The 25187-nt window shown below is 64.2% G+C and carries 20 protein-coding genes, 1 tRNA gene and 3 pseudogenes; 17 read left to right on the top strand and 7 right to left on the bottom strand.

Annotation, left to right across the window (positions count from 1 at the left end):
- Positions 1–6: 6 nt before the first annotated feature.
- Positions 7–923: pseudogene (locus EJ069_RS30235) on the bottom strand (peptidylprolyl isomerase).
- 262 nt (positions 924–1185) lie between these two features.
- On the opposite strand from EJ069_RS30235, the pseudogene secA reads away from it, so the two are divergent.
- Positions 1186–3917 (top strand): annotated as a pseudogene (secA, locus tag EJ069_RS30230) (preprotein translocase subunit SecA).
- A gap of 509 nt (positions 3918–4426) precedes the next feature.
- On the opposite strand, the gene EJ069_RS30225 reads toward secA, so the two are convergent.
- Complete coding sequence (locus EJ069_RS30225) at positions 4427–7012, bottom strand: LuxR family transcriptional regulator (RefSeq protein ID WP_126064919.1); 2586 nt, start codon at positions 7010–7012, stop codon at positions 4427–4429.
- 325 nt (positions 7013–7337) lie between these two features.
- On the opposite strand from EJ069_RS30225, the gene EJ069_RS30220 reads away from it, so the two are divergent.
- The 6 genes from EJ069_RS30220 (at position 7338) to EJ069_RS30195 (ending at position 14212) form a co-directional block, all read left to right on the top strand.
- On the top strand, positions 7338–7610 hold the full coding sequence (locus EJ069_RS30220; protein ID WP_126064237.1) for a DUF4242 domain-containing protein: 273 nt from the start codon (positions 7338–7340) through the stop codon (positions 7608–7610).
- Positions 7611–8050: 440 nt separating this feature from the next.
- Positions 8051–8497, top strand: coding sequence for a hypothetical protein (locus EJ069_RS30215; protein ID WP_245456726.1), 447 nt, complete (start codon positions 8051–8053; stop codon positions 8495–8497).
- A 278-nt stretch (positions 8498–8775) separates the two neighbouring features.
- On the top strand, positions 8776–10179 hold the full coding sequence (locus tag EJ069_RS30210) for a lipopolysaccharide biosynthesis protein (protein ID WP_126064235.1): 1404 nt from the start codon (positions 8776–8778) through the stop codon (positions 10177–10179).
- Complete coding sequence (locus tag EJ069_RS30205; RefSeq protein WP_126064234.1) at positions 10179–11459, top strand: GNAT family N-acetyltransferase; 1281 nt, start codon at positions 10179–10181, stop codon at positions 11457–11459. The genes EJ069_RS30210 and EJ069_RS30205 overlap by 1 nt, the downstream gene beginning before the upstream one ends.
- Positions 11460–11527: 68 nt before the next feature.
- Positions 11528–12703 carry a YncE family protein gene (locus tag EJ069_RS30200; protein WP_126064233.1) on the top strand — a complete coding sequence of 392 codons (1176 nt, stop codon included), beginning with the start codon at positions 11528–11530 and terminating at the stop codon, positions 12701–12703.
- Between the two features lie 483 nt (positions 12704–13186).
- Complete coding sequence (locus EJ069_RS30195; RefSeq protein WP_126064232.1) at positions 13187–14212, top strand: ABC transporter transmembrane domain-containing protein; 1026 nt, start codon at positions 13187–13189, stop codon at positions 14210–14212.
- A gap of 153 nt (positions 14213–14365) precedes the next feature.
- Here the strand turns inward: EJ069_RS30195 and EJ069_RS30190 are convergent.
- Positions 14366–14450 (bottom strand) — tRNA-Leu (locus EJ069_RS30190).
- A 334-nt stretch (positions 14451–14784) separates the two neighbouring features.
- On the opposite strand from EJ069_RS30190, the gene EJ069_RS30185 reads away from it, so the two are divergent.
- Together EJ069_RS30185 and EJ069_RS30180 are read left to right on the top strand one after the other, a co-directional pair.
- A complete protein-coding gene (locus EJ069_RS30185) occupies positions 14785–15372 on the top strand; it encodes a YqaA family protein (RefSeq protein WP_042641375.1) in 588 nt (195 codons plus the stop codon).
- A gap of 25 nt (positions 15373–15397) precedes the next feature.
- Positions 15398–15916 (top strand): disulfide bond formation protein B, encoded by a 519-nt coding sequence (locus EJ069_RS30180; protein ID WP_126064231.1) that lies wholly within the window; start codon positions 15398–15400, stop codon positions 15914–15916.
- A gap of 161 nt (positions 15917–16077) precedes the next feature.
- Here EJ069_RS30180 and EJ069_RS30175 read toward each other — a convergent pair whose 3' ends face one another.
- Both EJ069_RS30175 and EJ069_RS30170 read right to left on the bottom strand, forming a co-directional pair.
- On the bottom strand, positions 16078–16635 hold the full coding sequence (locus EJ069_RS30175; RefSeq protein WP_027167440.1) for an HNH endonuclease: 558 nt from the start codon (positions 16633–16635) through the stop codon (positions 16078–16080).
- A 110-nt stretch (positions 16636–16745) separates the two neighbouring features.
- Positions 16746–17405, bottom strand: coding sequence for a DNA-3-methyladenine glycosylase (locus EJ069_RS30170; protein WP_126064230.1), 660 nt, complete (start codon positions 17403–17405; stop codon positions 16746–16748).
- Positions 17406–17496: 91 nt separating this feature from the next.
- Between EJ069_RS30170 and gluQRS the strand changes: the two genes are divergently transcribed.
- Positions 17497–18369, top strand: coding sequence for a tRNA glutamyl-Q(34) synthetase GluQRS (gluQRS, locus tag EJ069_RS30165; protein ID WP_126064918.1), 873 nt, complete (start codon positions 17497–17499; stop codon positions 18367–18369).
- On the opposite strand, the gene EJ069_RS30160 is transcribed toward gluQRS, so the two are convergent.
- Positions 18366–18779: a hypothetical protein gene (locus EJ069_RS30160; RefSeq protein ID WP_245456363.1), complete on the bottom strand. Its 414-nt coding sequence runs from the start codon at positions 18777–18779 to the stop codon at positions 18366–18368. The genes gluQRS and EJ069_RS30160 overlap by 4 nt on opposite strands.
- 29 nt (positions 18780–18808) lie before the next feature.
- On the opposite strand from EJ069_RS30160, the gene EJ069_RS30155 reads away from it, so the two are divergent.
- Positions 18809–19699, top strand: a complete 891-nt coding sequence (locus EJ069_RS30155) for a DMT family transporter (protein WP_126064229.1) — start codon at positions 18809–18811, stop codon at positions 19697–19699.
- Between the two features lie 185 nt (positions 19700–19884).
- Here EJ069_RS30155 and EJ069_RS30150 read toward each other — a convergent pair whose 3' ends face one another.
- Entirely contained in the window at positions 19885–20736 is an 852-nt protein-coding gene (locus EJ069_RS30150) for a YihY/virulence factor BrkB family protein (protein ID WP_126064228.1), read from the bottom strand.
- 58 nt (positions 20737–20794) lie between these two features.
- Between EJ069_RS30150 and EJ069_RS30145 the strand changes: the two genes are divergently transcribed.
- From EJ069_RS30145 to EJ069_RS30120, 6 genes and pseudogenes are all read left to right on the top strand, one after another.
- On the top strand, positions 20795–21661 hold the full coding sequence (locus EJ069_RS30145) for an SDR family oxidoreductase (RefSeq protein WP_126064227.1): 867 nt from the start codon (positions 20795–20797) through the stop codon (positions 21659–21661).
- A gap of 25 nt (positions 21662–21686) precedes the next feature.
- Complete coding sequence (locus EJ069_RS30140) at positions 21687–21878, top strand: twin transmembrane helix small protein (RefSeq protein ID WP_042641360.1); 192 nt, start codon at positions 21687–21689, stop codon at positions 21876–21878.
- Between the two features lie 18 nt (positions 21879–21896).
- Positions 21897–22478, top strand: a complete 582-nt coding sequence (locus EJ069_RS30135; RefSeq protein WP_126064226.1) for a cob(I)yrinic acid a,c-diamide adenosyltransferase — start codon at positions 21897–21899, stop codon at positions 22476–22478.
- Positions 22479–22511: 33 nt separating this feature from the next.
- Positions 22512–23321, top strand: coding sequence for a rhomboid family intramembrane serine protease (locus EJ069_RS30130; protein WP_126064225.1), 810 nt, complete (start codon positions 22512–22514; stop codon positions 23319–23321).
- A gap of 162 nt (positions 23322–23483) precedes the next feature.
- A complete protein-coding gene (locus EJ069_RS30125) occupies positions 23484–24233 on the top strand; it encodes an electron transfer flavoprotein subunit beta/FixA family protein (protein ID WP_126064224.1) in 750 nt (249 codons plus the stop codon).
- 23 nt (positions 24234–24256) lie between these two features.
- Positions 24257–25185, top strand: a pseudogene (locus EJ069_RS30120) (electron transfer flavoprotein subunit alpha/FixB family protein).
- Positions 25186–25187: the final 2 nt, after the last annotated feature.

The following is a 25187-nucleotide window of genomic DNA, read 5'->3' as shown; positions in this document are numbered from 1 at the left end:
AGCGGATTACTTGCCCGCTTCCAGCGTGTCGACGTCCTTCTTGAGCTTCTCGTCCGGGATCTCGACCTTGGCGGCGGCGCGCAGGTCCTTCACCATGGCGAAATACTTGTCGCGGATTACCGCCTGCTTGGCCTGGTCCTTGACGTCGTCGAAAGCCGGCGGCTGCTTGGCGCGCTTGTCCTCGAGCTTGATGACGTGCCAGCCGAACTGCGTCTGCACCGGCTCCTTGGTGTACTTGCCGACGTCGAGCGCGAAGGCCGCCTTGTCGAATTCCGGCACCATCTGGCCCGGTCCGAACCAGCCGAGATCGCCGCCACTGGTCTTGCCCGAGGGTCGTTGGTGTGTTCGTTGGCGAGCTTCTGGAAATCGGCGCCGCCGTCGAGCTGCTTGATGATCGCCTCGGCCTCTTCCTTCGTCTTCACGAGGATGTGACGCGCATGCACTTCGTTGACTGGCGGCGTGTTGGCGATCTCCTGGTCGTAGCGGGCGCGCACTTCGGCGTCCGTGACCTTGTCGACCACTTCCTTCTCGACGACTTCGCCATGCAGCGCGCGCGCCTGCAGGAAAGCCATGCGGCGCTGGAAGTCGGCGTCCTTGTCGAGGCCGCTGTCGACCGCCTTCTTGGCCATGACGCGGATTTCGATCGCCGCCGAAAGGGCGGCCGCGCGGCGCTGATCGGGCGGCAGCTGCGCGAACTGCTGCGAGAGTTCGCCTTCGGCGAGCTGAAGATCGGCCTCGGTCAGCTTTTCGCCATTGATGGTGGCAACCACGGCATTGGGATCGACCGGCGCGGCGGGAGCGGCAGGCGCGGTGGCATCCGCGGGCTTGGTCTCCTGCGCCATCAGCGGCGACAGGCAGAGAGCCGAGAGCCCGAAGGCCAGACCGAGGCTGGCGAGCGAGGCGCGGCGGAACGACAGGGACATCAAGATAACTCCAATGGGATTGCCAATGAGGATCGCGTGAGCGGAAGGGTTCCAGATCAGTCGGATTGTGGCGGAATTTGGCGCTGCCCATAGGGCTAACGCGGCGTTGACATCGATTGAGCCCCCTCTTATCTGTCCAACGACTTGGCGTCCAGAACCGTTTTCCGGGCGCTTTTTGCGTTTGTCCGCATTCACGCGGATTTGATGGGCCCGCCAGGCGCCTGTCGCAAACGGCCAAAATTGCTATCGAAAGGACCATTGGATGGTCAGTCTCGGCGGTCTCGCCCGTAAGGTTTTCGGTTCTTCCAACGACCGGCGCGTCAAGTCGACCCGGCCCAGGGTCGAGGCCATCAACGCCATGGAAAACGAGATGCGGGCGCTTTCCGACGCCGAACTCGCTGGGCGCACGGAAAAATTCCGCCAGGATCTTGCCAACGGCGCTTCGCTCGACGACCTGCTGGTTCCGGCCTTCGCCACGGTGCGCGAGGCGGCCCGCCGCGTGCTCGGCATGCGGCCTTTCGACGTCCAGTTGATCGGCGGCATGGTGCTGCACAATGGCGGCATCGCCGAGATGCGCACCGGCGAGGGCAAGACCCTGGTCGCCACCTTGCCGGTCTATCTCAACGCGCTCGCCGGCAAGGGCGTGCATGTCGTCACCGTCAACGACTACCTCGCCAAGCGCGACGCCGAATGGATGGGCCGCGTCTACAAATTCCTCGGCCTGACCGTCGGCATCATCGTCCACGGCCTTTCCGACGACGAGCGCCGCGAGGCCTATGCTTCCGACGTCACCTACGCCACCAACAACGAGCTCGGCTTCGACTATCTGCGCGACAACATGAAGTATGAGCGCTCGCAGATGGTGCAGCGCGGCCACTCCTACGCCATCGTCGACGAGGTCGATTCCATCCTGGTGGACGAGGCGCGCACGCCGCTGATCATCTCCGGTCCGCTCGAGGACCGCTCGGAAATGTACAACACCATCGACGCCTTCATGCTGAGGCTCGGCCCGGCGGACTACGAGGTCGACGAGAAGCAGAAGACGACGATCTTCACCGAGGAGGGAACCGAGAAGCTCGAAAACATGCTGACAGCGGCGGGCTTGCTCAAGGGCGAGTCGCTCTACGACGTCGAGAACGTCGCCATCGTCCACCACGTCAACAACGCGCTGAAGGCGCATCTGCTGTTCCAGAAGGATCGCGATTACATCGTGCGCAATGGCGAGATCGTCATCATCGACGAGTTCACCGGCCGCATGATGCCCGGACGCCGCTATTCGGAAGGCCTGCACCAGGCGCTCGAGGCCAAGGAGCATGTGCAGATCCAGCCGGAGAACCAGACGCTGGCCTCCGTCACCTTCCAGAACTATTTCCGCCTCTACAAGAAGCTCGCCGGCATGACCGGCACGGCGCTGACCGAGGCCGAGGAATTCGCCAACATCTACAATCTCGAAGTCACCGAGATCCCGACCAACCTGCCGGTCGCCCGCAAGGACGAGGACGACGAGGTCTACCGTACAGTCGACGAGAAATACAAGGCGATCGTCAAGGAAATCAAGGACGCGCGCGACCGCGGCCAGCCGATCCTGGTCGGCACCACCTCGATCGAGAAATCCGAGCTACTGGCCGAGCGCCTGCGCAAGGAAGGCATCAAGGACTTCGAAGTGCTGAACGCTCGCCACCATGAGCGCGAGGCGTCCATCGTCGCCCAGGCCGGCAAGCCCGGCGCCATCACCATCGCCACCAACATGGCCGGCCGCGGCACCGACATCAAGCTCGGCGGCAATGCCGAGATGCGCATCGCCGAGGAGCTTGGCGACATGCCGGCCGGCCCCGAGCGCGAGGCCCGGGAGAAGGCCATCATCGACGATGTCGAGCGCCTGAAGGAAAAGGCGCTGGCCGCCGGCGGCCTTTACGTTCTGGCCACCGAGCGCCACGAATCGCGCCGCATCGACAACCAGCTGCGCGGCCGCTCCGGCCGTCAGGGCGATCCGGGCCGCTCGAAATTCTTCTTGTCGCTGCAGGATGACCTGATGCGCATCTTCGGCTCCGAGCGCATGGACGGCATGCTGCAGAAGCTCGGCCTCAAGGAAGACGAGGCGATCATCCATCCCTGGATCAACAAGGCGCTGGAGAAGGCGCAGAAGAAGGTCGAGGCGCGCAACTTCGACATCCGCAAGAATCTGTTGAAGTATGACGACGTCTCGAACGACCAGCGCAAGGTGGTGTTCGAGCAGCGCATCGAGCTGATGGACGGCGAAGGCCTGTCTGAGACGATCGCCGAGATGCGTGAAGGCGTCATCGAGGAGATCGTCGCCAAGAACATCCCTGAAAACGCCTATGCCGAGCAATGGAACGTCGCTGGCCTCAAGGAAGAGGTGGGGCAATACCTCAACCTGGACCTGCCGATCGAGGAATGGGTCAAGGAAGAGGGCATCGCCGAGGACGACATCCGCGAGCGGATCACCGCCGCGGCCGACGCCGCCGCCAAGGAGCGCGCCGACCGCTTCGGCCCCGACGTGATGAATTATGTCGAGCGTTCGGTGGTGTTGCAGACGCTCGATCATCTGTGGCGCGAGCATATCGTCAATCTCGATCATCTGCGCTCGGTCGTCGGCTTCCGCGGCTACGCCCAGCGCGACCCGCTGCAGGAATACAAGGCGAAGCCTTCGAGCTGTTCCAGGGCATGCTGGGCAATTTGCGCCAAGCGGTCACCGCGCAGCTGATGCGCGTCGAGCTGGTACGCGAGGCTGCGGACGCGCCGCCGCCCGAGGCGCCCGAGATGTTCGGCAGCCATATCGACGGCTCCACCGGCGAGGACGATTTCCAGGGCGGCGAAACCGCGCTTCTCCTGCGCCAGGATTCGAATACCGTTGTCGCTCCGGAAAACCGCGACCCGAAGAACCCTGCGACCTGGGGCAAGGTCGGCCGCAATGAAGCCTGCCCCTGCGGCTCCGGCAAGAAATACAAGCACTGCCACGGCGCCTTCGCCTGACGCAGTCTTCCTTCTCCCCGTCACTATACGGGGAGAAGGTGCCCGAAGGGCGGATGAGGGGCAGCGCCGGCGTTCCGCGATCCGGTGGAACGCCGAGTTAGGCTTCCCCAGCAACTAATTCCCGAGCACAGGGATTTTGACCGGTCGGCTCTGTCTGCGTCGGCAGGCGGCATCGTGGGAGATTGGCCGAAACGCCCATCGCGATCGTCATTCCAGGGCGGAGCAGGAGCGAAGCTCCGTCGCGTAGACCCTGGAATCCATGCCGTTACCTTCGCCAAGGCGTGCAACGGAGCAGAATTCTGCACCGTGGCGGCGCTTCCAAGTCACGGCATGGATTCTATGGTCTGCGCCGCGTCGCTTCGCTCCTTGCTCCGCCATAGAATGACGAGGTTGGGGCGGCTTCAGTCAATCCCCGGCGTTTGCGCTGATTTCATGCAAATGAACGCAAAATCTACACCAAGACAAACGGCAACTTTTCAAAATCCTTGTGTCGGGGAACGCACCAACCGTCACACCAGCCCCGACGCGCGCGCCGCGGCCGCTGCTTCGCCGCGCGAGACGGCTTCCAGTTTCCCGAGCACCGCCGAAACGTGGTGATCGACCGTCTTCGGCGAGATCGCCATATGCGCGGCGATCTTTTTGTTGGAGAAGCCTCGTTCGATCAACTGCAGGACCTCCATCTGGCGCTGCGTGAGGCCGGCCTGGTTGGCGCGCGTCGCCTGCCTAGGACCCCTGGCAATGCCGCTCACGCCGCTCTGCCGCAGCAGGCCGCGCACATGCTGCGCTACTGGTCTTGCGCCGAGCGCCTCGAAAATATCCAGCGCCTCACGCTGCGCTGCCTCGTCGCCCTGCAGCAAGGCGAGCGCCCGTTCGAAAGGGGCGCCCATCCTCGCCCAAAACGCAGCGGCGGCGCGCCAGTCGCCGATCAATTGCAAGCGATGCGGCTCGGCCATGCCGTCGGTCTCGCCGGGATCGCTTTCCGGCGACAAAAGCTGCCGCCAGGCCGCCAGCCCGCCGAACACCGCCCGCGTCGGCGCGAGGCCTTCGGCAAGGGCGATCAGATGCAGCGCTTCATCCCTGTCGCCCTCGCCCAGCCACGCCAGCTCGGCCATCACCTCGGCAAAAGGCACAAGCCGTTGCAGTTCCATGCCCTTGTCCAGGAACCGCCTCATCTCTTCCACGATCGGCTCGGCCGACGGGTCGCCGCGGCGGATACGCAATCTGGCCAGGGCCACCAGCGACGGATAGCGCACCAACGGCGTCGTTGCTTCATCATCGACAACCTCATGCGCCACCGCCGCGGCGTCGTCCCAGAGGCCGAGCCTCAGCAGAAGCTGCGCCTGCACGCCGCGCATGTAGTCGCGCCATGTCGCAAGATCGTTCTCGACGCAGTAGCCGATGCCGCGCTCCAGCAACGAGGACGCCTCCTTGAAGTTGAGCCTGTTCATCTCGACGCAGGCGCAGTTGGTGAAGGCGCGCGCCGCATGTTCCTGGAAGTTGCCCGACAATGCGATTCCCAAGCTGCGGGCGAGATCGCGCCGCCCTTTGGCGAAGTCCAGCCATTGCCCAGCGGCGCCGACATTGTTGAGGGCGTGGCAGAGGATGTCGGGCCGGTTGAGCCGCTCCGCCAGCTCCACGGCCTTGCCGCCGAGCATGAGCGTGTCCTCGAGCCGTTCGGCGAGCATCGCCAGCTGCGAGAGGTTGGAATAAGCCATGGCGAGTTCGGGACCGTCGGGCGCTGTCTCCAGAAGCTCCACGGCCTGTGCTCCGAACCTGTCCGCGGTCTCGCGATCGCCGAGCAGGTAGGCAAAGCGCGACAGGCAGCGTAGACCGTCGCCCTCCTTGACCCGATCGCCTAGCGCTTGGCGCAGCAGGCGCGCCTGCTCCTGCGCCTCCATGGCCGCCTCGACGCGGCCGATCAAGTGGCACTCGAAAGCATGGCCCTCATAGAGCTCGGCTCGCTTCTCGACCGGCAGCATATCCGCGTAGCGCAGGGCAACCTCGTAATAACCCACCGCGTCGCGATGCGCGCCGACCCGCGAAGCCTCGCGCGCCGCGGTCGGCGCGAGCTCGCGCACCACGTCCAGGTTCTGCGCTTCCACGGCATGATGCACCAGCCTGGCGGTGGCCACTTGCGGGTTTTCGCGCAAGGCCGACAAGGCGCGTTCATTGTATTCGCGCCGTTTGCTCGGCGTCAGCGCCATCTCGATTGCCGTACGGGCGATCTCGTGCCGGAAGGCATAGCCGTCGCCGAAATCCTCGAGCAGGCCGTTGGCGACGCATTCGGCGAGCTGGCCGGCGGCGGCAATCCCGCAAAGGCCGCTCAGCGCCCAGGCGTCGGCGCGGCGTGGAAACACCGAGACGGCGTCGAGCATCGAGCGCGCGCCGGGCGACAGTTTTTCGGCGCGCGCCAGCACGGCGTCGCGCACGCTTGCCGGCAAGGCGCCATCGCCTGCGGCAGCGAGCAGCTCGGTGACGAAGAAGGCGTTGCCGGCGCTTGCCCGGTAGATCGCCTCGCCGTCGCGCTCGGCGGTTGCGGCCAGCGACAGCACGGCGCTTTCGCTGAGCAGCGGCACGTCGATACGCACGACATTGCCGGCCGGGATCTCGCCGAGCGCCCGGCGCACGCGCATCTGCCCTTCGCTGCGATCGGTCCGCGCCGTGATCAGGAGCAGGATGCGGGTGTTTGCGATGCGCCGGCCGAGGAAGCGCACGAAATCGAGTGTCGCGTCGTCGGCCCAGTGCAGATCCTCGATGACGAGCGGGCACGGGCCTTTCGCCTCGAAGACGTCGAGCGCCTCGGAAAACAACGGCAGCCGCTGCACCTGGCGGTCGTCCATCGCCCGCGGCAGTTCCCACCGCGCGTCGCGGGCCAGATCATAAAGCGGCCCCAGCGGATCCGGGATGGACAGATCCTCGCAGGCGCTGCGAAGCATTGTCAGGCCATCATCCAGTCGGCTCGCGAACGCCTCGACCAGCGCCGTCTTGCCGGCGCCCGCCTCGCCCAAGACGACCACGACGCGGCCGCGGCCCCCGATTGCGTCCGCCAACAGGGCATCCATCTGCTGCAGCTGCGGCTGCCGTTCCAGAAGCATCATCGCTCTCTCGCGAAATTGGAATTCCATCGTGGCGGATCGCCGCCGCGATAGCGTGGGAGACACGCCCTGAAATGTGACCTTCCACACATTCAAGTGCCATCTTCCACATAAAACGTTCCAAAGATAGGGAATCGTCCCGGGCGATATGGGGAATGGCTCCGATGCATGGGCTTTCCCGAAATGGTGGTATCCGCCTTGCTCGAAACGAGCACCGGGCAATTCCGGGAAAACTGCGTAGCTGTTGGGCTCGGCGACTTCGCCGTGGCTTTCCGTCCGGAATTGCGTGGAAACTTGCAATCCAATCACGAAAGGAAAGACGATCGTGCCACGTTATCTCGTTGAACGCACCTTCCCGGACGGCCTGCATGTGCCGATGAACGATGCCGGCGCCACCGCGATGGGCGGCGTCATCGCCCGCAACGCCGAGAAAGGCGTCACCTGGGTGCAATCCTTCGTCTCGCCCGACAAGGGCAAGAGTTTCTGCATCTACGACGCGCCCTCGCCGGAGGCGATCCGCAGCACCGCGCAAAAGAATGCGCTTCCTGTCGACAAGATCACGGAGGTGCGGGTCCTCGACCCCTACTTTTATCGCTGACGGGGAAGACCGTGTCGGGCAGACCATACCCGTCGCCGGCGGACCTGACGCCGTGCCGGACAGCGAGAGTGTATCCGCCGCGGCGGATAACCTCCCGCCACGGCGCGGCATCATGCGACGGGCCTTGTCGGCGCTGCTTTCGCCGTTGCGAAACCGCCGCCGCCTTCTGCCGCCTCGGGACGATTACCTGAGACGCGACATCGGCCTCGATGAGCGGGAGATGCCGCGCGAATACTGGGAATATTGGTTGCTTCACCACTGATCCCGCAGCGTCCGGACCAGCGACCATCCTTTTTACCGAGAGACGCCGCCGGCCTGCGGAGTTGGCTTTGACCGGCCGACTCCCACCGCTCGCGCACCGCAACTCAATGGAGAGACAAATGAACATTCAGACCTCACCCAGATGCGCCATCGGCGCCTCCGCCTCGATCATCCTGCTGATGGCGGGCGCCGCTACCGCGCAAACCGTCAACCCGCTCGCCGAAAAGGTGCGGGCGCTCGACAGCCGCTTCGAGGACGTCGCGGTGGCGAAGGCCGAAGGCTATGCGCCGATCCCCTGCGCCAGCGGCCTCACCGGCGGCGCCATGGGCATCCACTACGTCAATGCCGCCTATCTGAAGGACGATGCGGTCGACGTCGCCAAGCCGGAAGCCGTCATGTACGAGCCGATGGCTGACGGCACGCTGAAGCTGATCGCCGTCGAATACATCACGTCGAAGGGCCCAGCCTCGCTCGAAGGCCATCTGTTCAACTTCAACACCGCGCCCAACCGCTACGGCCTCGGCCCGTTCTACGAGTTGCATGTCTGGGCCTGGAAGCAGAACCCGACGGGCGCCTTCGCCGACATGAACCCGAACGTCTCGTGCGATGCGATGAAGGGGATGTGAGGGGCGCTTCTTCCTTCTCCCCTTGTGGGAGAAGGTGGATCGGCGCGCAGCGCCGAGACGGATGAGGGGTGCTCCAGCGGAGTGCGACCTCCAAGATTGAAGGAATCCCGGTGCTCAATCTGCTGCGCCGCGATCCTTCCAAACCCCTCATCCGGCCGCTTCGCGGCCACCTTCTCCCACAAGGGGAGAAGGAGGAGCCGCGCTCTCCACCCACCCTTTCTTAAGGTGTTTCGGATAGACCCGAACCCTGGAAAAAGGCGGAAAACGGAGAGTTCTGGGTGCGCTTTTCCGCGGCAACGACTGCCGGGCGGTTCTTGCCGCAGCGCTGGGCGCTGCGCATCACGCCGCTGCTTGGCCGCATCGATGCCATCCTCTTCACCGCCGATGCGCGCGGCGAAGCCGGGCGCATGTCGCTGATCGCCTTTTCCATCCGCATCATCAGCGCCTTGATCGCCTTTGTCAGCCAGGTGCTGATGGCGCGCTGGATGGGGTCGTTCGAATACGGCATCTCGGTGCTGGTCTGGGTGACGATGGTCATCGTCGGCAATCTCGCCTGCCTTGGCTTCCACACCTCGGTCATCCGCTTCATTCCGGAGTATCGCGAGCGCGGCATGCTGGCCGAGCTGCGCGGCATCGTGCTTGCCAGCCGCCTGTTCGTGCTCGTCGCCTCGACGCTGATCGCCGGTCTCGGCGCCCTTGGCGTGTGGCTGGCCTCGGACTGGATCGAGAACTACTACGTCATTCCTTTCATCCTCGGCGTCATCTGCCTGCCGATGATCGCGCTCGGCGATCTCGTGCAAGGGCTGGCGCGCGCCAATTCCTGGGCGCTGCTGGCGCTGTCGCCGACCTATCTGGTGCGGCCGGTGCTGATCCTGGCTTTCATGGCGCTGATGCTTGGCCTGCACTACCTGCCCGACGCCAAGACCGCGATCTTCGCCTCGATCGCCGCCACCTATGTCACGACGCTCGGCCAGCTGATGGCCGTCACCTCGCGCATGGACAAGAAGGTCCCGCCCGGGCCGATGACAGTGCATTTCGGCCAATGGATCCTCGTCTCGCTGCCGATCTTCCTGGTCGAGAGCTTCTTCTTCCTGCTCACCAATGCCGATGTGCTGATGGTGGGCGCCTACCTCCCGCCCAACGATGTCGCCGTCTATTTCGCGACCGTGAAGACGCTGGCGCTGGTGCATTTCGTTTATTTCGCGGTCAAGGCCGGCGTTGCCCAGCGCTACGCCCAGTTCACCCATGGCGAACCGGACAGGCTTGCCGCCTTCGCCCGCGAAACCGTCTCCTGGACCTTCTGGCCTTCGCTTTTGATGGCGCTGCTGGTGCTGGCGCTGGGCGAGCCGATGCTGGTGCTGTTCGGCCCCGAATTCACCGCCGGCTATCCGCTGCTCTTCCTGCTGGTGCTGGGCGTCGTGGCGCGCGCCGCCGTCGGCCCCTGCGAAAGCCTGCTCACCATGAGCGGCAACCAGAACATCTGCGCCGCCGTCTATGCCATGACGCTCGCCCTCAACATCGGCCTCAACGTGCTGCTGATCCCGCTATTCGGCCTCTGGGGCGCGGCGATGGCCACAAGCCTTGCCATGGTCTTCGAGGCCAGCGCGCTCTCCTTCACCGTCTGGCGCAAGCTTGGCATCGTGATGGCGATCTTCGTGCCTGCAAAGAAGGAAATTGCCTGATGGCCGCCGTCCCGTTGCTCGAAGAGACCAGCGGCGGCCCGGCCGGCGCCATGGTCTCCAACCTTGCAGGCCTGGCGCGCGAGGTCGACCCCGCCCATATCGAGCTCTTCGCCAGCAACAGGCCCGAACGCAAGCTCGCCATCTACCCGGCCTCGGCCGGTTTCGACCTCGTCGAGGAACTCGACTATCTCAGCGCCCGCACGGTCGAGCCGAATGTCTTCTTCAACCCGCGCTTCCTGGCCCCGGCGATGCCCCGGCTGGAAGACCGCGAGGTGCGGCTGGCCGTCATCCGCGACGGCGACGAATACCGCAACCGGCTGCGTCTTCTGGTGCCCTTCTCGGTCGAGCGGCCGGCGATCCCGCTTGGCGTTCCGGTGATGCGCACATGGTCGAGCCCGTTCGGCCCGCTCGGCACGCCGCTGGTCGACCGCGACGATCCGATCGGCGTCATCGAGGATTTCTTCTCGATGCTGTCGCGGCCGCATCTCAAGCTGCCAAAAGTCTTCGTGCTGCCCGACATGCGCCTCGACGGTCCGGTCGCGAGCCTGCTCACCTCGTTTGCCGACAGCCGCGGCCTGACCCTGGTGACCACCGGCAAGCTCGAGCGCCCGGTGCTTGAAAGCGACGCCGACGGCGAGGACTACCTCAAGGCATCGCTGCGCGCGCACCATTACCGCGAATTCCGCCGACTGAAGCGCCGCATCGCCGACCTCGGCAAGCTCGAGCACGTCGTTGCGCGCGGGCCGGACGAGATCCGCCACGCCATCGAAAGCTTCCTGACGCTGGAGGCCGCCGGCTGGAAAGGCCGCGAGCGCACCGCCATGGCGATCGACCGCTACCGCGCCGCCTTCGCCCGCGAGGCCGTGCACCGGCTGGCCGAGCAGGACATGTGCCGCATCCATCTCTTGACGCTCGACGGCCGCGCCATTGCCTGCCTGGTCGTCTTCGTCGAGGCCGGCGTGGCCTACACCTGGAAGACGGCCTATGACGAGACGCTCTCCGCCTATTCGCCGGGCACGCTGCTGATGATCGAGGTGACCAAGCAGCATCTCGACGATCCCAACATCGTCATGACCGACTCCTGCGCGGTTCCGGACCATCCTGTGATGAGCCGCCTGTGGAGCGAGCGCAAGCCGATGGGCACGCTGGTGGTCGGGCTGACGCCGGACGCCGACCGGCTGGCCCGCCAGGCGGCCTCGCAACTGCACCTCTACCGCGAGACCCGCAACATGGCGCGCCTGCTGCGCAACCGCATGCGGAGCCTGTTGAAAAGGCGCTAGATCAACGGCGGGACACCAGCTATGGGTCCGGGCGGGAACTCGGGCCGGGCCTTCACGAAACCATCCAGATGATCAGAAGTCTTTTGCGTCACACCAGTCTTCGTGCGGCCCTGCTGCTGATTGCGCTGTCGTCTGTCCCAGCCTGGCCTGCTCGAGCCTGGGCCGATACCTGCCCCGAGGACTGCAGCGAACCGCCGCCGCCCGCCGTCAACATCTACAAACACACCGCCGCCGGTCATCTCAGCCCCGTGACGACCGGGTCGCTACCGCGCGTCTATGTGCCCAACCGCTCCTCCAACAGCGTCTCGGTGATCGACAGCGTAACGCTCAAGGAAGTCGACCGCTTCAATGTCGGCAGCAAGCCGCAGCACGTCGTGCCGTCCTGGGATTTGAAGACGCTATGGGTCGCCAACAACGGCACCGGCAAAAACGGCAGCCTGACGCCGATCGACCCGATGACGGCCAAGCCCGGCCAGCAGGTCCCGGTCGACGATCCCTACAACCTCTATTTCATGCCGGACGGCAGCGCGGCAATCGTCGTCGACGAGGCATTGCAGCAGCTCGATTTCCGCGACCCGCACACCATGGCGCTGAAATCGAGCCTGCCGACGCCGACCTGCCTTGGCATCAACCATGCCGATTTCTCGGTCGACGGCTCCTATGCGATCTTCACCTGCGAATATGGCAATGGCGGCCTGGCCAAGATCGACCTGAAGAACCAGAAGGTGCTCGGCCATCTCGACCTCTCCAGGATGGGCATGCCGCAGGACATCCGCCTGTCGCCCGACGGCAAGGTCTTTTACGTCGCCGACATGATGAATGACGGCGTATTCCTGGTCAACGGCGACAGTTTCAAGGAAATCGGCTTCATCCCCACCGGCATCGGCACGCACGGCTTCGTCGTCAGCCGCGACGGCAAGCGGCTCTATGTCTCGAACCGCGGCTCGCACAAGATGGAGCAGGGCAAGGCCAAGGGTCCGGGCAGCGTGACCGTGATCGACTTCGCCACCCGCGCCGTCGTCGCGCAATGGCCGATCCCCGGCGGCGGCAGCCCCGACATGGGCAATGTCAGCGCCGACGGCAAGCAGCTATGGCTCTCCGGCCGCTTCGACAGCGACGTCTATATGATCGACACGGTGAGCGGCGCGGTGACGAAAATCCGCGTCGGTGTCGAGCCGCATGGGCTCACCGTATGGCCGCAGCCCGGACGGTATTCGCAGGGGCATACGGGAAATATGCGGTAGGGAGGCTGGACGCCGCTAATAGACTCAACGCAGCCGGCATTGTGTAGTCGACCTGCACGATCCTTTGAACGTCACGCCTGCCACTTTGCAGAGGGTCCGAATGTCGGGGAGCGGGAATTGCAGCGATGTGCGCGCCAATGCCTGCCACGCTCGCGCCGATCGTTCCAAGCCTGAAACGCATACTTCAAAATATCGACACGGACGGCTCTGAGCTCTCCAGCGTATCTATCGCGCAGCCTGCCTGGTTCAGCTCGGATCGTAAATTCCCCTGGCCTTGATGCCGATCAAAGGGGCTCGCGGCCTTCTTCGCTATCAAACCGTGAAGATAGAGAACTCAGCCTTCTTATGTGGCGTGGGCTGGCAAAAGGCATGACCGGGCGGCAGTCCCGGGCCTGACAGAGGCTGCCTGTCAGCAGGTCACCGACAGGGTGCGTTGCTCTGATCGGTTGGACCGGAAATGGATACGACGGAGGCGCACCGAAGGTGAGCGGAATTTTCGCGACAATTGCGCGGCGCTTCACCCCGTTTGAGCCGGTGGCCGACGCGATGCGCCCTGGCGAGAAGTTTCCCAGTTTTGTCCGGCGCGCCAGCGGCATGCAACAGGTCTATGTCAGCGTGATCGCAATTTCGGTTGCCTTGGCCAACTTTCTACCCATCGACCTGCAGAGACGGGTCGTCGATGTGGCAATTGCCGACAAGGACGTACGGGGGCTGCTGATGCTCGGCGGCCTTTATCTTGGGGCTATACTCCTGCATGCGGGCCTGAAATACGCACTGATCGTCTATCAAGGCTGGGTCGGAGAGAGCGTGGTGAAGACGGCCCGCGACCAGCTCGCTCTCGTCGCCACGCAAAGGTCCGCGCGCGAGCACGCAAGGAGTGGTCAGACCGCCGGCATCATCGGCAACGAGATCGACTATGTTGGCGGATTTGTCGGCACCAGCATCTCTGATTGCGTGGTCAACGTCACGCTGATGGTCTGCGTCGCATCTTACATGACCTACATGCAGCCGGTGATCGCTCTGGTCAGCGGCGTGTCACTCCTGCCGCAAATCCTGCTTGCGCTTTACATGCAGAAGGACCTGAACACACTCGTGGAACGGCAGGTCGCGCTGGTCCGAAAGCTTGGCAACCAAGCAGTCAATTCCTTCGCCAGCCACTCGACGAAGCGCCGAGCCGCCTTTCGCACCATACGCACGATCTTCAGCACCCGCATCGAATTCTATTTGTTGAAATTCGGGCTGAAGACGTTGCTGAATATAGCCAACGCGGCGGGGTCCCTGGTGGTCCTGATCGTTGGCGGCTATCTTGTGATCCGCGGGCAGACGACGATCGGCACGGTCGTCGCCTTTATTTCGGGCTTCCAACGCTTGTCGGAACCCACAGGGGAACTTCTCGACTTCTATCGCTCCTATTCGCAAGCGAAAGTGCAATTCCGGATGATCGTCCAGTGGGTTGACGGCGATCATCCCACGCAAACCGGACATTCCGCGCACGGAATTGATCGATGATCTTGCCAGCCTGTTGCCGGACCGGGTGCTCCGCAAGCGCAAGCCGATGGTTGGTGAACCTATTGGCGCCCGTGGGTGACGGTCTTGCTTTTGTTAAGCGCCCAGCGCCGGTCGACCCGACGGTAAAATACGTCAACACCTGCATGAAGGTGGTGGTGCCCCTAGCCGGGATCGAACCAGCACTCCTTGCGGAACTCGATTTTGAGTCGAGCGCGTCTACCAATTCCGCCATAGGGGCTCAGGCCGGGCGGCCTGGATGGGCGCGGACTATACGGGCGGATGGGTGTTCGTCAACTGGCCTGTTGCGGATTTGCCCGCGCAACCGGCGGCATCGCCCACCCTTCGGCCTCGTGGCGACGCAGACATTGTGCGGCGCGGAAAATCTTTCTAGACAGGCGAAGCGTTGAGCGCCTCGCATCCGCAAGCTGGATGCGGCGCTTTGGGTCCTTGTCTTCCTGCCTGCCGTTGCCCAAAACCGCCAAGCGTCCCGGGTGACATTGATCAGAGCAATTCCAGGAAATGCGCGCTGCGGTTTTCCGTCCGGAATTGTGTCGACCGCATTAGGAGAGCCGATGCTTCGCGGACTTTACGACTGGACCCTGTCGCTGGCGGCGCGCAAATCCGCCGAATGGTGGCTGGCCTTCATCGCTTTCGTCGAAAGCTCCGTGTTCTTCATACCGGCCGACGTGCTGTTCCTGCCCATGGCGTTGGCGCGGCCCGATCGCGCCTATCGCTATGCCCTGACCGCCACGGTTGCCTCCGTGCTGGGCGGCATTGCCGGCTGGCTGATCGGCTATTATGCCTATGACACGATAGCGCGGCCGATCCTGGAGCATTTCGGCGGCCTCGACACGTTCGAGAGGTGGCAGTCCTCCGGCACCGGGCTGATGCTGGTGCTGCTCGTCACCTCCGGCGCTGCGCACCTGCCGCCGATCAAGGTGGTCACCATTCTGGCCGGCGCGCTTCACGTCAACATTCTTGTCTTCGTCGTCTCGGCCATTGTGGCGCGCGGCGCCCGCTTCCTGCTGCTGGCCTGGCTGTTGCGCCGCTATGGCGAATCGATCCGGGAGTTCATCGAAAAGCGCTTGGGATTGATCGTCGGCGCCGGCGCGGCTGCCCTGATTTTGCTCTATATCCTCGTCAGATACGCCCACGGATAGCGACGCAACCAACGGACCCGATTAGATGACAGCGACCATGAATGCCGATACCGGACGCCAGCGCACGCGCGCGGCGCTGTTTCTCGCCGTCGCCATGGCCGCGACCGTCGGCTCGGCGCTGGCTTTCCAATATATCGGCGGCTACATCCCCTGCCATCTCTGCCTCGAGCAGCGCACGCCCTATTATGTCGGCGCGCCGCTGATGCTGCTGGCGGTGATCGCCTCGATGCTTCATGCGCCGGCCTGGGCGACGCGCGGCCTGCTGGCGATCGGCGGCTTGCTGATGCTCTACGGCCTCTATCTCGGCGTCTACCACTCCGGCGTCGAATGGCATTGGTGGGCCGGTCCGACCGACTGCACGGCGGGCGCCGGCCCGGTCGACACCGGCGGCAAGGGCGTGCTCGACGCGCTCGACAAATTCGTGCCGCCTTCCTGCGACAAGGCGGCGCTGCGCATCCTCGGCCTCTCGCTCGCCGGCTGGAACGCCATCGCCAGCCTCTTGCTGGCCGCCGTCGCCTTCCGCAGCGCGCTTGCGCGGGACTAATCCCAATCGAGCGGCACAACGCTGAGTTCGTCCAGAAATTCGCCAGCCCGGATTGGCTGGCGCGGCTTTCGAGAACCGGAGCGGAGCGTATTTAAGTACGTGAGCGCCGGAAGCGCAGAAAGCTGTGGCAGACGGCCGGGCTCGCGGATTTCTGCCGAACTCTAAGGTTCCAGCTCGACATCCCAGTAGAGATAATCCATCCAGCTTTCATGCAGATGGTTGGGCGGGAACAGGCGGCCGTTGTTGTGCAGGTCGTGCACCGTCGGCTGGTACGGCTTCTGCAGCGGCCACATCTTGGCCTGGGCCGGCATCATGCCGCCCTTGCGAAGATTGCAGGGCGAGCAGGCGGCGACGACATTCTCCCAGGTCGTCGCCCCGCCGCGATGGCGCGGGATGACATGGTCGAACGTCAGATCCTCCGGCGTGCCGCAATACTGGCACTGGAAACGGTCGCGCAGGAACACGTTGAAGCGGGTGAAGGCGGGATGCCGCGACGGCTTCACATAGGCTTTCAGGCTCACCACGCTCGGCAGCTTCATCGAGAAGGTCGGCGAGGAGACCGCGTGCTCGTATTCTGCGACGATGTTGACCCGGTCGAGGAAGACAGCCTTGATGGCGTCCTGCCACGACCAGAGCGACAGGGGGTAATAGCTGAGCGGGCGGTAGTCCGCATTCAGCACCAGCGCGGGAAGCCCATCCGGAGATACGGCAACCGTCACGTCCTTCGCCTCCTACATTCCAAACCGAACGGCGCGGATACTGTAAGCCCGACATGACAGGGATGTGAAGCGGATTGTCTCTCGCCGAAACTCTCAAAAACGCATGATTTTCATGCTTTTTTGGCCATTTCGACTGGAGGCGCCGCGTCCCTGCCCTTCAGTTCACGATAGTAGGCCCAAAAAAGCCGCGACGCGACACCCCGCCAGGGGCTCCATGATTCGGCCAGCCGGATAAGCATTTTTTCCGGCGGACGCGGGTCGATGCCGAGCGCATGGCCGACCGCTGTCTGCAGCGCGACATCGCGCGCGGGGAAGACGTCCGGATGGCCAGCGGCGAACAACAGATAGCATTCGGCCGTCCATGGGCCGATCCCGGGCACTACCGTCATCGCCGCGATCGCTTCGCCGGCATCCAGGGTGCACAGGTGATCGAGATCGAGCCCGCCGGCCACCGCTTCGGCCACGGCGAGCAGCCCGCGCTGCTTCGGCCGCGACAGCCCGGCCTCGCGAAACACGTTTTCGCCGGCGGCCAGGATTGCCTGTGGCGTCAGCGGATCGACCAGCTTGACCAGCCGCCCGAAGATCGCATCGGCGCTGGCGCGGGAAACCTGCTGCGAAACGATGATCGAGGCCAGGCTTCGAAACCCCGGTTCCGACAGCCGAAGCGGCACCTCGCCCGCCTTGCCGCGCACCGTCTCCAGCCGCGGATCGATCCGGCAGAGCGCGTCGAGCCCTGCCGCAATGTCGTCGAGCGAGGCGATGCGTTGCACGTTGCTTGTTCCCAGGGCGCTCGCGAAATGGCAATGGATGGCTAACTATCAACCGACGAAAGCACCTGACAACCCGAATGCCGTCTCGAAGATGACGCTCCTGACATTCCGCTTCGCGCCGAGCCCGAACGGCGAATTGCATCTCGGCCATGCCTATTCCGCCTTGCTCAACCAGCGGATGGCGGCGCAAGCGGACGGACGGCTGCTGCTGCGCATCGAGGATATCGACATCACCCGCTGCACGCCGCAATTCGAGGCAGGCATTTTCCGCGACCTCGAATGGCTGGGATTGCGCTGGGAACAGCCGGTGCGTCGCCAGTCGGAACATTTTGCCGAATACCAGGCGGTGCTCGACCGATTGGTCGCTGAGGAACTGGTCTATCCGGCCTTCATGAGCCGGGGCGAGATCCGCGCCTTCATCGCCGAGAGAGGCGGCCGCGACTGGCCGCGCGATCCTGACGGCGTGCCGCTCTACCCGCCGCTCGACAAGGCCCTGCCGGCCAGGGAGCGCAAGCGGCGGATCGCCGAGAACATGCCCTTCGCCTGGCGGCTCGACGTCGAAGCGGCAAGGATGCGCGTCACCGCCGACCTGTCATGGACCGAATTCACCGATGAGACGATGTCGGCAACACGAGCGATCGAAGCGCAACCGCAGGCCTGGGGCGACGTCATCGTCGCCCGCCGCGACATCCCGACCAGCTATCATCTCGCCGTCATCCTCGACGACGCGCTGCAGGGCGTCAGCCATGTCGTGCGCGGCCAGGATCTCTATGCGGCAACCGGCGTGCAGCGCCTGCTGCAGGAACTGCTTGGCCTCCCCCAGCCGCGCTATTTCCACCACCGCCTGATCCTCGGCCCGGACGGCAGAAAACTGTCCAAGAGCTTCAAGGACACCGGTCTTGCCGCGCTTCGCGAGGCAGGCATGTCGCAGCAAGACGTCAGGCGGCTTGTCGAGTTTGATTAAAGTCGCGCCATCCCGGCCTTGATCAGCGCCAGCGCGCTGATGAAGGCAAAGGCGCCGCCGAGCCCACAGGCAACCGCCAGCCTGAGATCGCTCAGGCTGATGCCATGCTTGTGGGCTATCACCATCGCGGCAAAAAAACCGAAGATGAACAGCAGCGTGTTGCCGGTCGGGCCAAACCCGCTCTCCTTCATGATCGCGTCGAGCGCCGTGCCGAAGAAGAAACCGAAGCCAGCGATGATCAAGAAGGCGAACAACAGCCAGGTCGTGTCGAGATGCAAAAACATGCCCACCCATGGCGCGCTGACGCGCCATGCCCCTCTTGGCACGGTTTGTTGAATTCGACTTAGCTTATGGATCAACCGTTTCGTTTTGCTTGCCGGATTGAACGGCATTAGAGCAATTGCTGTCATCAACCGTTCACCCCGGCAGCCTCCCACCCATGCAGAGCATCAAGCGGTTCATTCCCGCCTCCTTCGTCGTATTGTGGGCGACAGGCTTCATCGGCGCGCGCTACGCCATGCCTTGGGCCGAGCCCTTCACCTTCCTTGCCATCCGCTTCGTGATCGCGGCGATCCTGTTTGCCGGCCTCGCCGTGCTGCTGGGCTCGCGCAAGGCGACGCGCGACGAGGCGTTGCATTCGACGATGGCGGGCGTCCTCATGCATGGCGTCTATCTCGGCGCCGTTTTCTGGGCGATCCACCGGGGCATGCCGGCGGGGTTTTCGGCATTGATCGTCGGCCTGCAGCCGCTGATCACCGCCGTGCTCGCCGGCAGGTTCCTCGGCGAGGCGATCCTGCCCCGCCACTGGGCCGGGCTCGCTGTCGGGCTTGTGGGCGTCGTCATTGTGCTGTGGCCGAAGCTCGGAATGGTCGGCGGAGGCGTGACCGCGGCAACATTGACCGCCTCGCTTGTCTCGGTGCTCGCCATGAGCGCCGGCACCATCTGGCAGAAGCGCTATGCTTCCGGCGGCGATCTGGTGTCGGCGACGATGTGGCAGTATGTCGGCGGCTCCGTCGTGATGATCCTGGGCTCGCTCGCCTTCGAGACGCGCGCCGTCACCGTCAATGGCGAGCTGATCTTTGCCATGGCCTGGCTGGTCTTGGTGCTGTCGGTCGGCGCCATCTTCCTGTTGATGGTGATGATCAGGGACGGCGAGATGTCGAAGGTCGCTTCGCTGTTCTACCTCGTGCCCGCCGTGACCGCGGTCATCGCCTGGATGCTTTTCGACGAGCAGCTCAACCTGCTGCAGATCGCCGGCATGGCGATCGCGACCCTTGGCGTAGGCCTGGCGACGGCGGGGCAGGCTAGGGGAAGGGAATTGAAGAATTGAAGAATTGAAGAATTGAAGAACTGAAGAACTGAGGAACTGAGGAGCTGAGGAACCGAGGAAACGCGGCAACAACTGGCGCTGTGTTTTTCTTCATTTCTTCAATTCTTCATTTCTTCAATTCTTCAATTCTTCAATTCCCCAGTTCTTCAGTTCCCCAGTTCCCCTTCCCCTTCTCCCGGCGCAACTCACCCGACCCGCGCACGCGCGTCCAGATAACGGCTGATCGCGGCGTTGAGCTCGCCGCCGAGGATGAAGATCGCCGAGATGATGTAGAGGAAAACCACCGCGATCATGATCGAGGCGAGCCCCGCATAGGTCGTCACGTAGGACGAGAAATGATCGAGATAGGTGGCGAAGATGGTTGAGCCGGCGAGCCAGGCGATCAGCGTGAAGACGATGCCGGGTATGATCGAGACAAAGCGGCGCTTGCCGGCCGGCAGCCAGATATGCACCGAGAACAGCCCGATGACGATGACGGTGGAGGCGACGACGTAACGCCACAGCGTGATGGTGCCCATATAGGGCTTGATCCATTCGAGATGCGCCTCCGCCAGCCTGGCCAGCAGAGGGGCGAACACCAGAAGCACGCTGACGGCCAGGAAACAGGCCGTGGCGATCAGCACGAAAATGATGCTTTGCACCCTGCGGTGGATGATGCCGCGCGTTTCGGTGACGCGATAGGCCCGGTTGAGCGAGGTGCGCAGCGCCTCGATGCCGTTCGACGCGAAATAGGCGGCAAGCACGACGCCGTAGGTCAAAAGGTCGGTTCGCCTGACGGTGAGAACGTTCTGCACCTCGCGCGCGATCGGCTTGGCGATCTGCTCCGGCCAGGTGTCGAAGACGAGATGCACCGCCGTGTCCGCGAACGCCTGCGCGCCGAGGAAGCTGGCCAGTGTCGTGGCGAAGATCAGGAACGGAAACAACGCCATCAGCGAGGTGATGGCGAGATGGCTGGCCATCGCCCAGCCGTCGTCATTGGTGAAATGGCCGATCGCATCGTAGAGCACGCGTTTGACGGCGACGATATTCCTGAGCAAGGACCCGCGCTCCGCTCGATTGTGTCGACGCCGCGAATATGGGAAGTGATTGCGGCAAATGGCAACCCCAGGTCAGACAACGTCCACCGTCGCGAAAGAGTTGCGCACCGTCATCGTCACCGGGGCCTCCTCCGGCATCGGCGCCTATTGCGCGCGGGCGCTGAAGGCGGAAGGCTGGCGGGTCTTCGCCACGGCGCGCAAGCCGGCTGACATCGCCGTGCTCGAGGCCGACGGCCTGGAGGCCTTCTATCTCGATTATCGTGAGCCCGAATCCATCGCCGCGCTGGTCGAGGCGGTGCTTGAACGCACCGGCGGCAGGCTTGACGCGCTGTTCAACAACGGCGCCTACGCTCAGCCCGGCGCCGTCGAGGACCTGCCGGTCGCAGCGCTGCGCGAGCAGTTCGAGGCCAATTTCTTCGGCTGGCATGATCTCACCCGGCGCGTCATGCCGGTCATGCGGCGCCAGGGGCACGGCCGTCTCGTCCATTGCTCCTCGATCCTCGGACTGGCGCCGGTCCGCTTTCGCGGCGCCTATTCGGCGTCCAAACATGCCATAGAAGGCCTGATGCTGTGCATGCGCCAGGAGCTCGAAGGCAGCGGCATCCATCTCTCGCTGATCGAGCCGGGACCGGTGACGTCGAAGATCGCCAGCAATGGCCTGTCCTGGTTCCTGAAGAACATCGACGTCGACAATTCCGTCCACCGCGCCGATTATCAGGCGCAGCTCGCCCGGCTGCAGGCCGGCGGCAGCGTGTCGAAGCTGAAGCCGGGGCCGGAGGTCGTGCACAAGGCGCTCCGTCACGCGCTTCTGTCACAGCGCCCGCGCCCGCACTATGTGGTAACGGTGCCGGCCAGGATCGGCGCAGCACTCAAACGCATCCTGCCGGCGTCCCTGCTCTATCGCGTGCTCGCCGGGCGCGCCTGACCGAAACTGAACCGGAGCCAGCCAGATGGTCATCGTCTTGAAGATTCTCGCCGTCATCGCGATGGCGGCCGTGCTGATCGTGCTGGTCCGCGGGCTCATCAACATGATGCGCGGCGGCTCCGGCGTCACCTCGAACAAGCTGATGCAAGCCCGTGTGATGCTGCAGGCCGTGGCGTTGGCGCTGCTGTTGCTGGTGGTCTATTTCACGCGCAAATAGAGGTCTTTTGGGGACGTTATGGTCAAGCTCAACAAGATCTACACCCGCACCGGCGATAACGGCACCACCGGGCTCGGCACCGGCGAGCGGCGGCCGAAATCCGATCTGCGCGTCGATGCCTATGGCACGGTCGACGAGGCCAATGCCTGCATCGGCATGGCCCGCATCCATACCGCCGGCCAACATCCTGCGATCGACGCCATGCTGTCGCGCATCCAGAACGATCTGTTCGATCTGGGAGCCGACCTCGCCGTGCCCGACGACGGCAAGCCCCTGGAATACGAGCCGCTGCGTATCGTCGCCGCCCAGACCGGCCGCGTCGAACAGGACATCGACCTCCTCAACAAGGACCTGCAGCCGCTGAAATCCTTCGTGCTGAACGGCGGCACGCCGGCCGCGGCCGCGCTCCATCTGGCCCGCACCGTGGCGCGCCGGGCCGAGCGCCTGATCGTGGCGCTGGCGCAGGATCCGGCCGAGCATGTCAACCGCGAGGCGCTCAAATACATCAACCGCGTCTCGGATTTCCTGTTCGTTGCCGCCCGTGCGGTCAATGACAATGGAAAGGCCGACGTGCTATGGGTGCCCGGCAAGAACCGCTGAATGAACCGCTGAATTCGGGGGCGGGAGGGTCCGATGTTCATCCCGCTTTACGACACCAACAGGCTGCGCCATATCCGCCTGCAATATGTGACGATCGGCCTGATCGTGGTGAATGCGCTGGTCTATCTGGCAACCACGCTTGGCGGTGAGAACTTCACCAATGCCGCGGTTCTCGGCCTCGGCTTCATCCCCTCGGTGGTCCACGACAAGGTCGAGCTGTCGCCCGAATTCGTCGTCATCCCCGAAAGCCTCAGCTATCTCACCTATTCCTTCCTACACGCCGACATTTTCCATCTCGGCGGCAACATGCTGTTCCTGTGGGTGTTCGGCGACAATGTCGAGGATGCGCTCGGCCACATCCGCTACCTAATCTTCTACTTGGCCTGTGCTGTCGCCGGCGCTTTCTTCCAGGGGCTGGTGGCCTGGGATTCGCAGGTGCCGCTGATCGGCGCGTCGGGCGCCATTGCCGGCGTCGTCACCGCCTATTTGATTCTCTACCCTCGCGTGAAAGTCTGGGTGCTGGCCTTTGCCCGCATCCCCTTGCGCATTCCGGCCTTCATCCCGCTGATCCTCTGGATCCTGTTCCAGATCGTGATGTTCGCCGCCGGCGGCGAGGACCGGATCTCCTGGGCCTGCCATATCGGCGGCATCATCGCCGGATTCGTGCTGGTGCTGGTGCTGCGCAGCCGCGGCGTGCCGCTGCTGGCCGGCGCCGACGGCGAGCCTGACCCGACGCCGAACATCCAGCAGCCGCCTGTTCCCGTCGAGCCCGCCGCGAGCGACGGCACCCCGGCGCAGCCGGGGTCGCAATGGGGCCGTGGAGCAGCGACGCCTCGGGACTGAACCGATTTGGGTGCGTCGTGGGATATTGACGCGCGGATTTGCCGCCACTACGGAAACGGCACCGCTGGGCGGATATTCCGCCGCTAATGTCGGCTTTCGACAACTCTGACAGGGCGTACGCTGCTATAGCGCCCCGACTATCTCAGGAGAGGTGACAGGAAAATGAAGATCCTTGTGCCCGTGAAGCGGGTTGTGGACGCCAACGTCAAGGTCCGGGTGAAAGCCGACGGACTGGGCGTCGAACTCGCCAACGTCAAGATGGCGATGAACCCGTTCGACGAGATCGCGGTCGAGGAAGCGATCCGCATCAAGGAAGCCGGCAAGGCGGAAGAGATCATCGTCGTCTCGGTCGGCCCGCAGCAGGCGCAGGAGACGCTGCGCACCGCGCTCGCCATGGGCGCCGACCGCGCCATCCTGGTCAAGACCGACGAGCAGACTGAGCCGCTCGGCGTCGCCAAGGTGCTGAAGGGCGTCGTCGAGGCGGAGAAGCCCGGCCTTGTCATCCTCGGCAAGCAGGCGATCGACGACGATTCGAACCAGACCGGCCAGATGCTGGCCGCGCTGCTTGGTTGGTCGCAGGGCACCTTCGCCTCCAAGGTCGAGCTCGCCGGCGATCATGCCAAGGTAACGCGCGAGGTCGACGGCGGTCTGCAGACGGTCGAACTGAAGATGCCGGCGATCGTCACCGCCGACCTTCGCCTCAACCAGCCGCGTTATGCCTCGCTGCCCAACATCATGAAGGCCAAGAAGAAGCCGCTCGACGAGAAGAGCCCGGCCGACTTCGGCGCAGACGTCAGGCCGCGCCTCAAGGTGATCAAGACCGAGGAGCCGGGCGGCCGCAAGGCTGGCGTCAAGGTGAAGTCGGTGGCCGAGCTCGTCGAGAAGCTGAAGAACGAAGCCGGCGTGCTCTAAGCGATCGGGAAAGGACAAAGACAATGGCAATTCTCCTCATCGCCGAACACGACAACGCAAGCCTTTCCGACCAGACCGCCAAGGCGCTGTCGGCGGCGCTCCAGATCGGCTCGGATGTCGACGTGCTGGTGGCCGGCAAGGCCGCCAAGGGCGCGGCCGACGCCGCCGCCAAGCTGAAAGGTGTTCGGAAAGTGCTGCTGGCCGAAGCCGACGAACTTTCCGAGCGCTTGGCCGAGCCGACTGCGGCTCTCGTCGTGTCGCTTGCGGGCGGCTATGACACGATCATCGCGCCGGCCACCTCCGCCGGCAAGAACATAGCGCCGCGCGTCGCCGCCCTGCTCGACGTCGCCCAGGTGTCGGAAATCATCGAAGTGGTCTCGCCTGACACCTTCAAGCGGCCGATCTATGCCGGCAACGCCATCCAGACTGTACAGTCGACCGACGCCAAGAAGGTCATCACGGTGCGCACCGCCTCGTTCGCGGCAGCGCCGGAAGGTGGTTCGGCCGCGATCGAGACGGTCGGCGCCGCCGCCAACCCCGGCCTGTCGTCCTTCGTCGAGAACAAGCTCTCGGAGAACGATCGTCCGGAACTGACCTCGGCCAAAATCATCATCTCCGGCGGCCGCGCGCTCGGCTCCTCGGAGAAGTTCCAGGAAGTCATCCTGCCGGTCGCCGACAAGCTCGGCGCCGCGGTTGGCGCCTCCCGCGCCGCAGTCGACGCCGGCTATGCCCGAACGACTGGCAGGTCGGCCAGACCGGCAAGGTGGTCGCGCCCGACCTCTACATTGCCGTTGGCATCTCCGGCGCCATCCAGCACCTGGCCGGCATGAAGGACTCCAAGGTGATCGTCGCCATCAACAAGGACGAGGAAGCCCCGATCTTCCAGGTTGCCGATTACGGCTTGGTCGGCGATCTCTTCGTCATTTTGCCGGAGCTGCAAAAGGCACTTTGACG

The organism is Mesorhizobium sp. M2A.F.Ca.ET.043.05.1.1 (assembly GCF_003952445.1).
GTDB lineage: Bacteria > Pseudomonadota > Alphaproteobacteria > Rhizobiales > Rhizobiaceae > Mesorhizobium.
Note: the sequence above shows the minus strand (reverse complement) of the source record. Positions and strands in the feature narration are given on the sequence as shown.

What these genes read in the sequence shown, in the direction of transcription:
- EJ069_RS30225 (WP_126064919.1), bottom strand. Translation starts at nt 7,012, where the DNA reads ATGCTTCTGGAACGGCAGCCGCAGCTGCAGCAGATGGATGCCCTGTTG.
- EJ069_RS30215 (WP_245456726.1), top strand. Translation starts at nt 8,051, where the DNA reads ATGGCGGGCGCCGCTACCGCGCAAACCGTCAACCCGCTCGCCGAAAAG.
- EJ069_RS30205 (WP_126064234.1), top strand. Translation starts at nt 10,179, where the DNA reads ATGGCCGCCGTCCCGTTGCTCGAAGAGACCAGCGGCGGCCCGGCCGGC.
- EJ069_RS30200 (WP_126064233.1), top strand. Translation starts at nt 11,528, where the DNA reads ATGATCAGAAGTCTTTTGCGTCACACCAGTCTTCGTGCGGCCCTGCTG.
- EJ069_RS30185 (WP_042641375.1), top strand. Translation starts at nt 14,785, where the DNA reads ATGCTTCGCGGACTTTACGACTGGACCCTGTCGCTGGCGGCGCGCAAA.
- EJ069_RS30180 (WP_126064231.1), top strand. Translation starts at nt 15,398, where the DNA reads ATGACAGCGACCATGAATGCCGATACCGGACGCCAGCGCACGCGCGCG.
- gluQRS (WP_126064918.1), top strand. Translation starts at nt 17,497, where the DNA reads ATGACGCTCCTGACATTCCGCTTCGCGCCGAGCCCGAACGGCGAATTG.
- EJ069_RS30160 (WP_245456363.1), bottom strand. Translation starts at nt 18,779, where the DNA reads ATGACAGCAATTGCTCTAATGCCGTTCAATCCGGCAAGCAAAACGAAA.
- EJ069_RS30155 (WP_126064229.1), top strand. Translation starts at nt 18,809, where the DNA reads ATGCAGAGCATCAAGCGGTTCATTCCCGCCTCCTTCGTCGTATTGTGG.
- EJ069_RS30145 (WP_126064227.1), top strand. Translation starts at nt 20,795, where the DNA reads ATGGCAACCCCAGGTCAGACAACGTCCACCGTCGCGAAAGAGTTGCGC.
- EJ069_RS30140 (WP_042641360.1), top strand. Translation starts at nt 21,687, where the DNA reads ATGGTCATCGTCTTGAAGATTCTCGCCGTCATCGCGATGGCGGCCGTG.
- EJ069_RS30135 (WP_126064226.1), top strand. Translation starts at nt 21,897, where the DNA reads ATGGTCAAGCTCAACAAGATCTACACCCGCACCGGCGATAACGGCACC.
- EJ069_RS30130 (WP_126064225.1), top strand. Translation starts at nt 22,512, where the DNA reads ATGTTCATCCCGCTTTACGACACCAACAGGCTGCGCCATATCCGCCTG.
- EJ069_RS30125 (WP_126064224.1), top strand. Translation starts at nt 23,484, where the DNA reads ATGAAGATCCTTGTGCCCGTGAAGCGGGTTGTGGACGCCAACGTCAAG.